The organism is Zavarzinia sp., from assembly GCF_041650655.1.
GTDB lineage: Bacteria > Pseudomonadota > Alphaproteobacteria > Zavarziniales > Zavarziniaceae > Zavarzinia.
This window is the reverse complement of record NZ_JBAZKR010000030.1, coordinates 17,343-31,925: the sequence shown is the minus strand read 5'-3', so window position 1 is coordinate 31,925 and position 14,583 is coordinate 17,343. Positions and strand designations below refer to the sequence as shown.

Genomic DNA, 14,583 nt, shown 5'->3' with positions numbered 1-14,583 from the left:
CTCAGGCGGCCGGGCGCAGGCCGAGCAGATGGCAGAGGGCGAAGCAGAGGTCCGCCCGGTTCAGGGTATAGAAGTGGAAATCGCGGATCCCCGCCTTGGCCAGACCGTGCACCTGTTCGGCGGCGAGCGCCACGGCGACCAGTTTGCGCGTCTCGGCGTCGTCGTCCAGGCCCTCGAAATGGCGCGCCATGGCGGGCGGGATCGAGGCCCCGGTGGCGGTGGCGAATTTGGCGATCTGCTTGAAATTGGAGACCGGGATGATGCCGGGCACCACGGGCACGCTGATGCCGGCGGCCAGCACCCGGTCCATGAAGCGGAAATAGACTTCGTTGTCGAAGAAGAACTGGGTGATGGCGCGCGTGGCGCCGGCGTCGATCTTGCGCTTCAGATTGTCGAGGTCGGCCTCGGCACTGGCGGCATCCGGATGCACCTCGGGATAGGCGGCCACGGAGATTTCGAAATCGGCGATCTTCTTCAGGCCCTGCACCAGGTCGACGGCGAAGGCATAGCCGCCCGGATGGGGCTGATAGGGCGCGCCGGGGGCCTGGGCATCGCCACGCAGCGCCACGATGTGGCGAACGCCGGCCGCCCAATAGTCGCGTGCGACGGCATCCACTTCCTCGCGCGTCGCGGCGACGCAGGTCAGATGCGCGGCCGGCTTCAGCTTGGTCTCCTCGACCAGGCGCTTCACCGTGGCGTGGGTCCGCTCGCGGGTCGAGCCGCCGGCGCCATAAGTGACCGAGACGAAGCTGGGGTTGAGCGGTTCCAGCCGGCGCACGGTACGCCACAGCGCCTCTTCCATCTCCGGCGTCTTGGGCGGGAAGAACTCGAAGGAGACGGAAAGGGGACCGATGGAAGCGAGGGTCATGGAAGAGGCCCGTCCTTGGAAGTTGCGGCCGTCTTGCGGCCGAGCCAGATGCCGACCGAGAGCGGATCGCCCGCCAGGGTCGCCACCAGGTCGAAATCGAGATGCGCGGAACGGCCCCAGGCCGCCACTTCGCGCGGGGTGAAGCCGAGTCGCCGGTGGGCATGGCGGTCGCGCAGCTCTTCGAGCCCGTGAGGCAAGAAATCGACCAGCACGATGCGCCCGCGCTGCGCCAGCACGCGCGCCGCCTCGGCGATCGCCGCCTGGGGGTCGGCCGCGAAATGCAGGACCTGGTGCACGATGATGAGATCGGCGGCACCATCGGCCAGCGGCAGGGCGTGGAGATCGCCGTGGCGCACCTGGCAATTGACCAGGCCCGCCTGGTCGAGCCGGGCGCGCGCGATCGCCAGCATCTCGTGCGAGAGGTCGACGCCGAGGCCGCGGCCGGCCCGGGCGCCGAAGAGCTCCAGCATCCGCCCGGTGCCGGTGCCGATATCGACCAGAAAATCGATTCGGTCCGCCCCGATCACCCGGTCCAGCGCCGCCTCGACCTCGGCCTCCGGCACATGGAGGGTGCGGATGCGGTCCCATTGCGCGGCATTGGCGGCGAAATAGGCGGCGGCCGCCTCGGTCCGTGCCTTCAGGACCTGATCGAGGCGAGCCATGTCGCGCTGATGCCCGGGGTCCGAGTCGTCGATCAGGGCGACCACCCGGGCCGCCAGTTCGGCGCCGACGCCTTCCGCCGCCCGGCGGTGGAAGACCCAGGCGCCTTCACGGAAGCGGTCGATCAGGCCGGCCTCGTCCATCAGCTTCAGGTGGCGCGACAGGCGCGGCTGGCTCTGCCCCAGGATCTGGACCAGTTCGGACACGGTGAGTTCCGCCCGCGCCAGCAGGCCCAGGATGCGCAGGCGCGTCGGCTCGGCAGCGCCTTTCAGGGCGGCGAGGAGATCGGTCATGGCGGGGTGGGCGCGGCAAAAGTCATAAGACACATAAACATATCTTTATGTGTTTCTTCAAGCCCCCCGCGCCACGATCCGGCCGAACGCACCCGGCCCGTCACCCGACGGCAACGCTTGGGTAAATTTCGTTCTTACTCCCTTGAAGAACAGTGTGATAGGCAACACTCTTGGTGTAGCAGCGCATCTAGTGCGGCCCTGCGGCCGTTTCGTTGCGGAGAGAATTCGTGGGACAGACGCGCGATCAAGTGAAGGCAGTGACTATCGTCCGCCGGGGACAGGCGCGGTTACGCGGCCTGGTCGCCGCCGGGGTGACCCTGCTCCTGCTCGCCGGTGCGGTGAGCGGTTGCGCCACCAAGCCGCCGGCCAGCGACCCCGAAGCCCTGGTCGAGTTCCAGAAGCGCAACGATCCCGTCGAGCCGCTGAACCGCTATTTCTTCGAAGTAAACCGCTTTCTCGACTATATGTTCCTGAAGCCGGTCGCGACGGTCTATCGCTCGCTGGCGCCGACCTTCGTGCAGAACGGCATCCATAATTTCCTGAACAACCTGCGCAGCCCGGTGATCCTGGCCAACGACCTGTTGCAGGGCGATTTCGGCCGTGCGCGCATCACCACGGCGCGCTTCATCACCAATACGATCGCCGGCGTCGCCGGCTTCTACGATTATGCCAGCCATATCGGCTATCCCCGCCACGACGAGGATTTCGGCCAGACCCTGGCGGTCTGGGGGGCCGGCGAAGGCCCCTATCTGGTGCTGCCGCTGCTCGGCCCGATTCCCCCGCGCGACCTCGCCGGCTATGTCGTCGATTTCGCCTTCGACCCGCTCACCTATGTCCTGCCCGCCAACGACGCGGAAGAGGTGGGCTATGGCCTGAAGGGGACCGGCCTGATCGATGCGCGGGCCCGCAGCATCGAGAGCCTGGACGACGTCGAGGCATCCTCGATCGATTTCTACGCGGCGATCCGCAATCTCTATCGTCAGCACCGCGCCGCCGCGATCGACAATCGCGACGACGACGCGGCGGACACCACCCTGTCGGCACCGCGCTGATCGCCTGTCGGCGGTCGCCGGTTGACAGACAGGGAACCCGGGGGTTTCCTCGGGCGTTTTTCTCGTGGAGGCGGGCTTGCGGCCCATCCGCCGCGAGTTTCGGAAGGTTGGACATGGTTACCCGACGCTTTCTCCTGGCCCGCACGGGGGCCCTCGGCATTGCTTTGGCGGGCTTCGCCCTGCTGGGCCGCCCGGCCCGGGCGGCCGATCCGGCCAGCGAATTCATCGAAGGACTGGGCAATCGGGCGATCTCGGTCCTGGCCGACAAGGCGCTGACCCAGGCCGACCGCGACGCCAAGTTCCGCGATCTTTTCGTCAACGCCTTCGACGTGTCCGCGATCGGCCAGTTCGTGCTGGGCCGTTACCGCCGCAGTGCGACGCCCGAACAGCTCGACGAATTCAACAAGCTCTATACCGACGACGTGGTGCGCACCTATTCGCGCCGCCTCAGCCAATATGCCGGCGAGACCCTGAAGGTCCTGGGCAGTCAGGTCGTGAGCGACGAGACCGTGGTGCGCAGCCAGATCGTCAGCCCGAAGAAGCCCCAGCCCACCAATGTGGACTGGCACCTCTCGGGCGCCGCCGGCAGCTACAAGATCGTCGACGTGGTGATTGAGAATCTGTCGATGCGGAGCGCCCAGCGCGAAGATTACGGCAGCGTCATCTCCTCCGGCGGCATCGACGCCCTGCTGGCCGGCCTGCGCAAGAAAAACGCGGCGAGCTGAGCCAGCTTCGACCGCGGGTTGTTTCTCCTCGCGGCAACGTCCACACTGAGCCCCGAGGAATTCCGGGAGGCCGGGTGGCGCGCAGCAAGACTTCATATGACGACCTGATCGACCGCCTGCGCCTGATCAGGACCGACGGCGTCGGTCCCGTCGCCTTCGATCATCTGGTGGGGCTCTACGGCACGGCTGCCGCGGCACTGGAGGCCCTGCCCGGTCTCGCCCGGAAGGGTGGCGGGCGGCCGCTCCGCGTCCCCAGCCGTGCCGAGGCGGAGCGCGAGCTGGCCGCCGTGGCCGCAGCCGGCGCCCGCCTCCTCGCCAAGGGCGAGGCCGATTATCCCCGCCTGCTGGCCGCGACCGAGGCGGCACCGCCCCTGATCACCGTGAAGGGCCATCTCCATCTGGCGGCGCGCCCGGCCGTCGCCCTGGTCGGGGCGCGCAACGCTTCGGCCGCCGGCCAGCGCATCGCGCGCGAGATGGCGGCCGACATCGGGCGGGCCGGTATCGTCGTCGTCTCCGGCCTGGCCCGGGGAATCGACGGGGCGGCTCATGCCGCGACCCTCGACTCGGGCACGATCGCCGTGGTGGCCGGCGGCATCGACGTCGTCTATCCGCCGGAACACGCGGCGCTTCAGGCCAGGATCGGCGACTCCGGCCTGCTGGTGGCCGAGATGCCGATCGGGACGGAACCCCAGGCCCGCCATTTCCCGCGCCGCAACCGGCTGATCTCCGGCTTGTCCCTCGGTGTCGTGGTGGTCGAGGCGGCGGTCAAATCGGGCAGCCTGATCACCGCGCGTTTCGCCCTCGAACAGGGGCGGGATGTGATGGCAGTGCCCGGAAGCCCGCTGGATCCGCGGGCCCGCGGGGCCAACGACCTGATCCGGCAGGGCGCCCGACTGGTCGAAAACGGGGCCGAGGTGGTCGAAGCTCTGCACCCGATGATCGAGGCGCCGCTGGCCGAACCCGAGGGTCGCGACTTCGCGGGTCCGCCCCTGAAGGCCCCGGACGAGGCCGAAGTGGACCGCCATCGGGCCGGGGTGACCGCTCTTCTGTCGCCGGTTCCGATCGCCATCGACGAGTTGGTTCGGCAGTCCGAATTGACTCCCCCCCTGGTTTTCACCATTTTGCTCGAACTTGAATTGGGCGGACGGCTTGTCCGCCACGCCGGCGGCCGAGTCTCGCTGATCTGACCCTGTTGTCGCGTAAGCCCGTCTGCACTGGGACACAATGAACGTTGTCATCGTCGAGTCTCCGGCGAAGGCCAAGACCATCAACAAATACCTCGGGGCCGATTACACGGTTCTCGCCAGCTTCGGCCATGTCCGCGACCTGCCGGCCAAGGATGGGTCGGTGCGCCCGGACGAAGACTTCGCCATGGATTGGGAAGTCGACGCCGACGCCAAGAAGCGGATCGGTGACATCGCCAAGGCGTTGAAGGGGGCTCATCGCCTCTATCTCGCCACCGACCCGGACCGCGAGGGCGAGGCGATCTCCTGGCACGTGCTGCAGATCCTCAACGATCGGCACGCGCTCAAGGGCGTCGAGGTGGGCCGCATCACCTTCAACGAGATCACCAAATCCGCCGTCACCAGCGCCATCAAGGCCCCGCGCAAGCTGGACCAGGAGCTGATCGACGCCTATCTGGCCCGCCGTGCGCTCGACTACCTGGTCGGCTTCACGCTGAGCCCGGTGCTGTGGCGGAAGCTGCCCGGCGCCCGCTCGGCCGGGCGCGTGCAGTCGGTCGCCCTTCGCCTGATCTGCGACCGCGAGCTCGAGATCGAGCGTTTCGTCACGCAGGAATATTGGTCGGTGGTCGGTCGCTTCGCGGCCGGCGACGGGGCGACCTTCGATGCCCGCCTGACTCACCTGGACGGCAAGAAGCTCGACAAGTTCGACATCAATTCGGCCGACAAGGCCGAAGCCGCCAAGGCCGCGATCGAGAAGCGCGAATTCCATGTCGAGGCGGTCGAATCGAAACCCGGCTTCCGCAACCCGGCGCCGCCCTTCACCACCTCGACCCTGCAGCAGGAAGCGGCGCGCAAGCTCGGCTTCTCCGCCCAGCGCACGATGCAGCTCGCCCAGCGCCTCTACGAGGGTGTCGACGTCGACGGCGAGACGGTCGGCCTGATCACCTATATGCGGACCGACGGCGTCTCCATGGCGGCCGAAGCGATCCAGGGCGCCCGCGCCCTGATCGACCGCGACTTCGGCAAGGCCTATCTGCCGGATCAGCCGCGCCTCTACAAGGTGAAGGCGAAGAACGCGCAGGAAGCCCACGAGGCGATCCGCCCGACCGATTTCGCCCGCCTGCCCGACGCCATCCGCCGCCTCGATCCCGACCAGCGCCGACTCTACGAACTGATCTGGAAGCGGGCGCTCGCCTCGCAGATGAATTCGGCCCGGATCGAGCGCACCACGGTCGACGTCGCCTCGAAGGACCGCCAAGTCCTGTTGCGCGCCACCGGCTCGGTCGTGTTGTTCGACGGCTTCCTGGCCCTCTATCAGGAGGGCGAGGACGACCGCGCCAAGGACGACGAGGAAGGCGGCCGCCTGCCCAGGCTCACGCAGAACGAAGGCCTGCGCCGCGGCCCGGTCACCATCGCCCAGCATTTCACCGAGCCGCCACCCCGCTATTCCGAGGCGAGCCTGGTCAAGAAGCTGGAGGAGCTCGGCATCGGCCGGCCCTCGACCTATGCCTCCATCCTGTCGACCTTGCGCGACCGCGCCTATGTCACGATGGACAAGAACCGCTTCGTGCCGGAGGACAAGGGGCGGCTGGTGACGGCCTTCCTGGAGAGCTTCTTCTCGCGCTATGTCGAATATGGCTTCACCGCCAATCTCGAAGAACAGCTCGACGATGTTTCGGCCGGCAAGCTCGGCTGGAAAGAGGTCCTGCGCGATTTCTGGCGCGATTTCGCGGCGGCGATCGACGGCACCAAGGAGCTGAAGATTTCGGATGTGATCGAGGCGCTGGACCAGCTCCTCGGCCCGCATCTCTTCCCCGAGGGGCCGGACGGCAAGGACCCGCGCGTCTGCCCGTCCTGCGGCAACGGCCGGCTCTCGTTGAAGCTCGGCAAGTTCGGCGCCTTCATCGGCTGTTCCAACTATCCCGAATGCCGCTTCACCCGCCAGTTCGCCGCCGCCAGCGACGACGGCCAGAAGGCCGCGATCGGCGAGGACGGCATCAAGATGCTGGGCGACGATCCCGAGACGGGCGAGAAAGTCTCGCTCCGCTCCGGCCGCTTCGGGCCCTATGTCCAGCTCGGCGAGGGCGAGAAGCCGAAGCGCGCCAGCCTGCCCAAGGACCTGACGCCGGATGCCGTCGACCTCGACAAGGCCGTCGCCCTGCTCGCGCTGCCGCGCGAGGTGGGTACCCATCCCGAGTCGGGCAAGCCGATCCAGGCCGGCATCGGCCGCTACGGCCCCTATATCGTCCACGACGGACGCTATGTGAACCTGCCGACCTCGGAAGAAGCCTTCACGATCGGCCTCAATCGTGCCGTCTCCCTGCTGGCCGAACCGCCGAAGCGGGGCAAGCGCGCCGCGGCCGAACCCCTGAAGGCGCTCGGTGGCCATCCCGAGGATGGCAAGCCGATCAATGTCATGGATGGGCGCTACGGCCCCTATGTCTCGTGGAACGGCATCTATGCGACCCTGCCCAAGGGCACGGACCCGCAGTCGATCACGCTCGACGAGGCGCTGGCCATGATCGCCGCCAAGGCGGCCAAGGGCGGCGGGACCAAGAAGAAGGCCGCCCCGAAAAAGGCCGCTCCCAAGAAGGCGGCCGCTGCCGAGGGCGAGGCGCCGGTGAAGAAGGCGGCGCCGAAGAAGGCTTCTGCAAAGAAGCCGGCCGCCAAGAAACCCGCGGCCAAGAAGGCGCCCGCGAAAAAGACGAAGGCGGACTGAGGGCGTGGCCAAGCGTCCGAAGCCGCCCGGCAGCCAGCTCCCCTCGAAGGAAGAGATCGCCCGTTTCCTGGCCGAGCACCCGGGCAAGGCGGGCAAGCGCGAGATCGCGCGCGCCTTCGGCATCACCGGCGACGCCAGGATCGAGCTGAAGCGGCTGCTGGCCGAGATGGCGGAACAGGGCGTGATCGCGCGCGAACCCCGGCGCGGCCTGGTCGCGGCCGGTGCCCTGCCCTCGGTCGCCGTGCTCGAAGTCATGGAAGTGCCGGAGGACGGCGAGCTGCTGGCCCGCCCGGTGCAATGGCCGGAAGGCCTGGAAGTCCCCGAGATCGACGTGGTGCCCGGCCGCCACCCGGGTCCGGCCCCGGCCGAGGGCGACCGGATCCTGGCCAAGATCGAGCGGGTCGAGGACCATCTGGGCCACGCCCGCTACCAGGCCCATATCATCCGGACCCTGAGCCACGAGCAGGAGCGGGTGCTGGGCATCGTGCGGCTCGACAAATCGGGCGAGGCCCGCCTCGTCCCCGCCGACCGCAAGGCGAAGAGCGATTACCGGATCGACACGATCGACTTGAAGGGCGCCGTCGACGGCGAGCTGGTCTCGGCCGAGACGCTGCCCGGCCGGCGCATCGGCCTGCCCAAGGTCCGCGTGCGCGAGCGCCTGGGCGATCTCTCCTCGCCCAAGTCGGTCAGCCTGATCGCGATCCATACCCACGGCATTCCCGTGGCCTTCCCGCCCGAGGCGGTGCAGGAAGCCAAGAAGGCGAAGCCGGTCACCCTGGGCAAGCGCGAAGACCTGCGCCCCCTGCCCCTGATCACCATCGATCCGGCCGACGCCCGCGACCACGACGACGCGGTCTTCGCGGAACCGGACGACGATCCGAAGAACCCGGGCGGCCATCACGTCATCGTCGCCATCGCCGACGTCGCCCATTACGTCCGCCCCGGCTCGGCGCTGGACCGGGCGGCCGGCGAGCGGGGCAATTCCTGCTATTTCCCGGACCGCGTGGTGCCCATGCTGCCGGAGGAACTGTCGACCGACCTCTGCTCCCTGATCGAGGGGGAGGACCGGGCCAGCCTCGCCGTGCATCTGTGGCTCGATTCCGAAGGCAACAAGATCCGCCACCGCTTCTGCCGGGCGCTGATCCGGATCGCCGCCGGCATCCACTACGGCCAGGCGCAGGACGCCATCGACGGCCGCACCGACGAGATGACCGGCCCCCTGCTGGACCCCGTCCTGAAGCCGCTCTGGGCCGCCTGGAAGGCCGTGATGTTCGCCCGCGAGAAGCGCGAGCCGCTGGAGATCGACGCGCCGGAGCGGCTGATCAAGCTGAGCCCCGAGGGCAAGGTTCTCTCGATCGAGCCGCGCCAGCGCCTCGACGCCCACCGGGTGATCGAGGAATTCATGATCCTCGCCAATGTCGCGGCGGCCGAGCAGTTGGAGGCGAGGCGCCAGCCCTGCATGTACCGCGTGCACGACCAGCCGACCGCCCTGAAGCTCGAGGCGCTGCGTGAATTCCTGCGCACCATCGACATCAAGCTGGCCAAGGGGCAGGTCCTGAAGCCGCATCATTTCAACGGCATCCTGGCCCGCACGGCGGCGGGGCCGCACGCCCGCGCGGTCGCCGAGATCGTGCTGCGGAGCCAGGCCCAGGCGGTCTATTCGCCGGACAACATCGGCCATTTCGGCCTGGCGCTCCGCCGCTACGCCCATTTCACTTCGCCGATCCGGCGCTATGCCGACATCCTGGTGCACCGCGCCCTGATCCGGGGCGACAAGCTGGGCGAGGGCGGATTGTCGGACGACGAAGTGCCCCATTTCGAGGAAACGGCGGAACACATCTCGCTGACCGAGCGGCGCGCCATGGCGGCCGAGCGCGAATCGACCGAGCGCTATCTCGCCGCCTTCATGGCCGACCATGTCGGCGCCACCTTCACCGGGCGGGTTTCCGGCGTCACCCGCTTCGGCCTTTTCGTCACGCTGGACGAGAGCGGGGCGACCGGCCTCGTCCCCATCTCCTCCCTCGGCACGGATTTCTTCCGCCACGACGAGGCGGCCCATGCCCTGATCGGCAGCCGCAGCCAGCAGCGCTTCACGCTCGGCGATCAGGTCAAGGTCGTGCTGCGCGAGGCGACGCCGATCACCGGCGGCCTGGTCTTCACCCTGGCGCGCCCGGGCGAAGAAGAGGCAGACTATCGCCCTGGCCGCCGCATCCCCGGCCGCCCCCGCCCCGCGTCAAGGGGTCGCGCACCCTTGAATAAGTCTAAGCGCAGATCTTAGATGCTGGGGCAGGCAACGGAGAACGCCATGCCCATCGACGTGAAGAGCAGCCCCGCGGCCCCCGTGGCCGAAGAACCCCGCCACTGGCAGACGGCCGTGAAGCGGGGCTTCCGCCTGCGCTGCCCGCGCTGCGGCGAGGGCCACATGTTCCATGCCTTCCTCAAGGTGAACGACCGCTGCCCCGCCTGCGGCCAGGCCCTGGACCTGCACAAAGCCGACGACGCGCCACCCTATTTCACCATTCTGGTGGTCGCCCACATCATCGTTCCCCTGATGCTCGTGGTCGAACAGACCTATGCCCCGCCCGAGTGGGTCCATGCGGTGCTGTGGCTGCCCCTGTCCCTGCTGCTCGCCCTCACGCTGCTGCCGCGCGCCAAGGGCGCCCTGATCGGCCTGCAGTGGGCGCTGCGGATGCACGGCTTCGGCGGCGAAGTGGATGCGCCGGTGGCCGATCCGGCGGGCGAGCTCCGCTCCGCCGGCTGAGGGGCCGCCCTCGTCCCGTCCCGGTCAGGCCGCGCCGAGATGGCGCGCCAACTTGCCCAGGGTCTGATAACCGAATTCCACGGCGCCGAAGCCGATCCCCGCATCGCGCTGCTCCTTGGTTGGATGGAGTTGACGCAGCGTCAGTACGGTCTTGCCGTCGCTCTGGGCATCGAAGGTCAGGGTGACGTGGAAGCGCGTGGGGTCGTCGTCCCGGTCGCGGCCGTGCTCGATCTCGATCAGCCGCGGCGCCTCCAGGCGCAGGAACACCATGCGGTTGTCGTAACGCGTGCCGTCGGGCCCCGTGAAGACGAAGCGCCAGCGCCCGCCGGGGCGGATGTCACATTCCAGCGATTCGACCACGAAGCCGTCGGGCCCGAACCACTGCACGATCTGCGCCGGATCGGTCCAGGCCTCGAAGACGCGCTCGCGCGGGGCGGCGATCACCCGGCACAGCACGATCTCGCGATCGAGCGCCCACGTCCTGCGGGGGTCCCAGGTCCTGTGGGGGTCAGCGTCCATGGCCGTCACCTTTCGTCTCTGTCGTTGCGAGGAAGCGTTCCAGACGGTCGAAGCGCGCCTCCCAGGCGGCGCGGGTATGGTCGAACCAGCCGGCGGCCGCGGCGAATTGCTCGACATTCAGCCGGCACGGCCGCTTCTGCCCGTCGCGGCCGCGCGCGATGAGGCCGGCGTGCTCCAGCACCTTCAGGTGCTGCGACACCGCCGGCAGGCTCATCGCGAAGGGTGCCGCGATCTCCTGCACCGTCAGCTCGCCCTGGGCCGCCAGGCGGCTCAGGATGGCCATCCGGGTCGGGTCGCCGAGTGCCGCAAAGGTTTGGGCAAGGGATCGAGAAGCCTGCACGTCGCCGAACCGTCAAATATTTAAGCCATCACTTAAATATATCGCGGCCGGACGCCGGTCAAGCGAAAGGGCCGCATCCGTTCCCGAATGCGACCCTCCGATATGGCCCTGGTCTTCGGCGCGGCGGCGCGCAGACCCGGCTCAGAACTTGGGCGGTTCGACCCCGGCGGCGACCAGGGCGGAAACCAGGGTCGCCTTCAGCTTGTCGAGGGCGGCCTCGTTCGGGCCTTCGGCGCGGGCGACCAGCACGGCCTGGGTGTTCGACGCGCGCAGCAGCCACCAGCCGTCGGGCGAGTTGACGCGGACGCCGTCGGTGTCGTCGACCTTGGCGCCGGCGGCAGCGAGCGCGGCCTTCACCTTGTCGACCACGGCGAATTTCTCTTCCTCGCGCACGGGGAAGCGAAGCTCGGGCGTGTTCACCATGGTGGGCAGGCGGTCGCGCAGCGTATCGAGCGAGACGCCGGCATGGACCACCGCCGTGATCAGGCGCAGCGCCGCATAGATGGCGTCGTCATAGCCGTAGTAGCGATCGGCGAAGAAGACATGGCCCGACATTTCGCCGGCCAGCGGCGCGCCGGTCTCGGCCATCTTCGACTTGATCAGCGAATGGCCGGTCTTCCACATCAGCGGCTTGCCGCCCAGGCGGGCGACTTCGTCGAACAGCACCTGGCTCGCCTTCACGTCGGCGATCACGGTCTGGCCCGGATTATCGCGCAGCATGTCCTCGGCCAGGATCGCCAGGAGCTGGTCGCCCCAGAGGATGCGGCCCTTCGAATCGATCGCGCCGATACGGTCGGCGTCGCCGTCGAAGGCAATGCCGATATCGAGCTTCTGTTCCGCCACCAGGTGCTGGAGCTGTTCGAGATTATGCGGCTCGGTCGGGTCCGGGTGGTGGTTCGGGAAGGTGCCGTCGACTTCCTCGTTGATCACGACATGGCGGCCCTTCAGCCCGGCGACCACGGCGCCCAGCACGGCACCGGCGGCACCATTGCCCGGGTCCCAGCCGACGGCGAGATCGTTGTCGATCGCCTCTTCGAGCAGGCGAGCGACATAGCGGCCCTTCACGTCCTCGTCACGCACCGAACCGGCGCCCTCGGCGAGGTCGCCGGCGGCGGCGATCCTGCCGATGTCCTGGATCTGGGCGCCGAAGAAGGACTTCTTGCCCTGCATCATCTTGAAGCCGTTGTGATGCGGCGGGTTGTGGCTGCCGGTGACCTGGATGGCGCCGTCCGAATGCAGCGTGGTCGCTGCGAAATAGAGCATCGGCGTCGGGCCGATACCGATCCGCACCACCTCGGCCCCGGCGGCCTTCAGGCCCTCGACCAGCGCCGCTTCGAGCGACGGCGAGGAGACGCGGCCGTCGCGCCCGACCACGATCACGGGATGCGCCTTGCCGGCGCCGCGTGCGATCACGGTGGCGAAGGTCCGGCCCAGGGCGCGTGCGTCACTCTCGTGCAGGGTCTCGCCGACGATACCGCGGATGTCGTATTCGCGGAGAATCGACTTGTGGAACTGATAGGCAGCCATCGGGGGTGTCTCTCGGTCTTGCGGGCGGGCGGTCACAGCTTGGCGGCGACCTGGGCGATATAGGGCTTCAGCTTCGGCCCGATATCGGGCCGGGACAGGGCGAAGGCGATATTGGCTTCGAGGAAGCCCACCTTGTCGCCGCAGTCGAAGCGGGTGCCGTCGAAGGAGAAGCCGTTGAAGGGCATTTCGCCGATCATCTTGGCGAGCGAGTCGGTGAGCTGGATCTCGCCGCCGGCGCCGCGCTCCTGGGTCTCCAGGTAGTGGAAGACCTTGGGCGAGAGGATGTAGCGGCCGATCACCGAAAGGGTCGAGGGGGCGACTTCCGGCTTCGGCTTCTCCACCAGGCCCTTCACTTCGGTCAGGCGGCCGTCCTGCTTGCCGGGGGCGAGCACGCCGTAACGCTGGGTGTGCTCGCGCGGCACGTCCATCACCGCGAACATGTTGCCGCCGATGCCCGAATAGACTTCCGCCATCTGGGCGAGGCAAGGCTTGTCGGCGAGCACGAGATCATCGGGCAGGATCACGGCGAAGGGCTCGTCGCCCACCAGCTCCTTGGCGCAGAGCACGGCATGGCCGAGGCCGAGGGCTTCGGGCTGGCGCACGTAGGAAACCTGGCCGAGGCCCGGCTGCCAGGCGCGCAGCGCCTCGAGCTCGGCCGTCTTGCCGCGGCGGGCAAGGGTTTCTTCGAGTTCGAAGTGACGGTCGAAATGGTCTTCCAGCGCGGTCTTGCCGCGGCTCGTCACGAAGATGAAATGGTCGCAACCGGCCGCGCGCGCCTCTTCGAGGGCGTAGTGGATCAGCGGCTTGTCGACGACGGGCAGCATCTCCTTCGGCATCGCCTTGGTCGCGGGCAGAAAGCGGGTACCCAGGCCACCGACGGGAAAAACGGCCTTGCGGATCTTGATCGTCATGGCGGAAACGACTCTGGCTGGACGTGCGGGCGCTCGACGCGGCGTTGATGCCACGTCGTATGCAGCCTAAGCAATGCGCGTCTTTGCCCGATGTTCCCTATTCTGCGGCGCTGACGATCGGCGCCGTGGCCCGGTCGATCGCCGGAAGGTCGAGAGAAGCGACCAGGGTGCGCACTTCCTGCCGTGCCGCCACCTCGGACATGGTGAGGGAGGAGCCGGTGCGGCCGAGGTCCAGCATGGTCAGGCCCTGGAGGAACAGCTCGCGGTAGGTGACACGCTCCGACAGGCCGGCGACGACGCGGAAGCCGATCCGCTTGGCGAGCTTGGCCAGGACTTCGGAGACCCGGCGCTTGTTCCGGGCGTCGAGATGGGAGACGCGGTTCCGCATCACCAGCCAGTCGATGGTGCCGCCGGTCCGGGCGCGGCGCTTGCGCATCTCCCAAACGAGTTCGGCATAGAGGCTGGGGCCGAGGATCGAATGGTCGTTCTGGTCGATCCGGGCGATCAGGTCGAGGTCGATGAAACTGTCGTTCATCGGCGTCAGCAGCGTGTCGGCACAGCCATGGGCCAGGCGCGAGAGGAAACTGTCCGAACCGGGGCAGTCGATGATCACCACGTCGTGGCGGTCGACATAGTCTTCGAGGACCGAGAGGAAGCGGGTGCGCTCGTCTGCCTGGGCCTGCTGGAAATCGGGCAGCTCGCTCCGCGTGACCACGGCGAAACTGGGCATCAGCAGGTCCATGCCCTCGGCCACCGCCTTGGCGCGATTTTCGAGATAGCGGGTCAGGGTGCGCTGGCGGCCGTCGAGGTCGATCGTGGCGACCTTGCGGCCCTGTTCGAGCAGCGCGACCACCAGATGCATGGCGCTGGTCGACTTGCCCGAGCCGCCCTTCTCGTTACCGAGAACGATGATATGAGCTCGCCGCCCGTTGGTCATGGAGCACCCGTAATTGTCCCGGCCGCGAGTCGGCCCCTTGGTCATGGTCGGCCCCGCCCCCAGCCCCGTCAAGGACGGAGACGCAAT

General features: G+C 68.2%; 13 protein-coding genes. 6 read left to right on the top strand and 7 right to left on the bottom strand.

What is annotated here, in order from left to right:
* Position 1: 1 nt before the first annotated feature.
* Together metF and WC493_RS08995 are read right to left on the bottom strand one after the other, a co-directional pair.
* A complete protein-coding gene (gene metF / locus WC493_RS09000) occupies positions 2-868 on the bottom strand; it encodes a methylenetetrahydrofolate reductase (protein ID WP_373064730.1) in 867 nt (288 codons plus the stop codon).
* The gene (locus WC493_RS08995) at positions 865-1,854 is read right to left on the bottom strand and encodes an ArsR/SmtB family transcription factor (RefSeq protein ID WP_373064728.1); all 990 of its coding nucleotides are present in this window, start codon (positions 1,852-1,854) and stop codon (positions 865-867) included. The genes metF and WC493_RS08995 overlap by 4 nt, the downstream gene beginning before the upstream one ends.
* 224 nt (positions 1,855-2,078) lie before the next feature.
* Between WC493_RS08995 and WC493_RS08990 the strand changes: the two genes are divergently transcribed.
* From WC493_RS08990 to WC493_RS08965, 6 genes are all read left to right on the top strand, one after another.
* Positions 2,079-2,873, top strand: coding sequence for a VacJ family lipoprotein (locus WC493_RS08990; protein WP_373064726.1), 795 nt, complete (start codon positions 2,079-2,081; stop codon positions 2,871-2,873).
* A gap of 113 nt (positions 2,874-2,986) precedes the next feature.
* Positions 2,987-3,598 carry a phospholipid-binding protein MlaC gene (locus WC493_RS08985; protein WP_373064724.1) on the top strand — a complete coding sequence of 204 codons (612 nt, stop codon included), beginning with the start codon at positions 2,987-2,989 and terminating at the stop codon, positions 3,596-3,598.
* Between the two features lie 74 nt (positions 3,599-3,672).
* A complete protein-coding gene (gene dprA, locus WC493_RS08980) occupies positions 3,673-4,785 on the top strand; it encodes a DNA-processing protein DprA (protein WP_373064722.1) in 1,113 nt (370 codons plus the stop codon).
* 37 nt (positions 4,786-4,822) lie between these two features.
* Complete coding sequence (gene topA, locus WC493_RS08975; protein WP_373064720.1) at positions 4,823-7,501, top strand: type I DNA topoisomerase; 2,679 nt, start codon at positions 4,823-4,825, stop codon at positions 7,499-7,501.
* 4 nt (positions 7,502-7,505) lie between these two features.
* Complete coding sequence (gene rnr / locus WC493_RS08970) at positions 7,506-9,779, top strand: ribonuclease R (RefSeq protein ID WP_373064718.1); 2,274 nt, start codon at positions 7,506-7,508, stop codon at positions 9,777-9,779.
* 27 nt (positions 9,780-9,806) lie between these two features.
* Entirely contained in the window at positions 9,807-10,262 is a 456-nt protein-coding gene (locus WC493_RS08965) for a DUF983 domain-containing protein (RefSeq protein WP_373064716.1), read from the top strand.
* Between the two features lie 24 nt (positions 10,263-10,286).
* Here WC493_RS08965 and WC493_RS08960 read toward each other — a convergent pair whose 3' ends face one another.
* The 5 genes from WC493_RS08960 to WC493_RS08940 form a co-directional block, all read right to left on the bottom strand.
* Positions 10,287-10,781: an SRPBCC family protein gene (locus WC493_RS08960; protein WP_373064714.1), complete on the bottom strand. Its 495-nt coding sequence runs from the start codon at positions 10,779-10,781 to the stop codon at positions 10,287-10,289.
* Positions 10,771-11,121, bottom strand: coding sequence for an ArsR/SmtB family transcription factor (locus WC493_RS08955; protein ID WP_373064712.1), 351 nt, complete (start codon positions 11,119-11,121; stop codon positions 10,771-10,773). Before WC493_RS08955 ends, WC493_RS08960 begins: the two co-directional genes overlap by 11 nt.
* A 141-nt stretch (positions 11,122-11,262) precedes the next feature.
* Positions 11,263-12,648: a phosphoglucomutase/phosphomannomutase PgmG gene (pgmG, locus tag WC493_RS08950; RefSeq protein WP_373064710.1), complete on the bottom strand. Its 1,386-nt coding sequence runs from the start codon at positions 12,646-12,648 to the stop codon at positions 11,263-11,265.
* Positions 12,649-12,680: 32 nt separating this feature from the next.
* Entirely contained in the window at positions 12,681-13,559 is an 879-nt protein-coding gene (gene galU / locus WC493_RS08945) for a UTP--glucose-1-phosphate uridylyltransferase GalU (protein ID WP_373064708.1), read from the bottom strand.
* 97 nt (positions 13,560-13,656) lie between these two features.
* Positions 13,657-14,541: a division plane positioning ATPase MipZ gene (locus WC493_RS08940; protein WP_373064706.1), complete on the bottom strand. Its 885-nt coding sequence runs from the start codon at positions 14,539-14,541 to the stop codon at positions 13,657-13,659.
* Between the last annotated feature and the right edge of the window lie 42 nt (positions 14,542-14,583).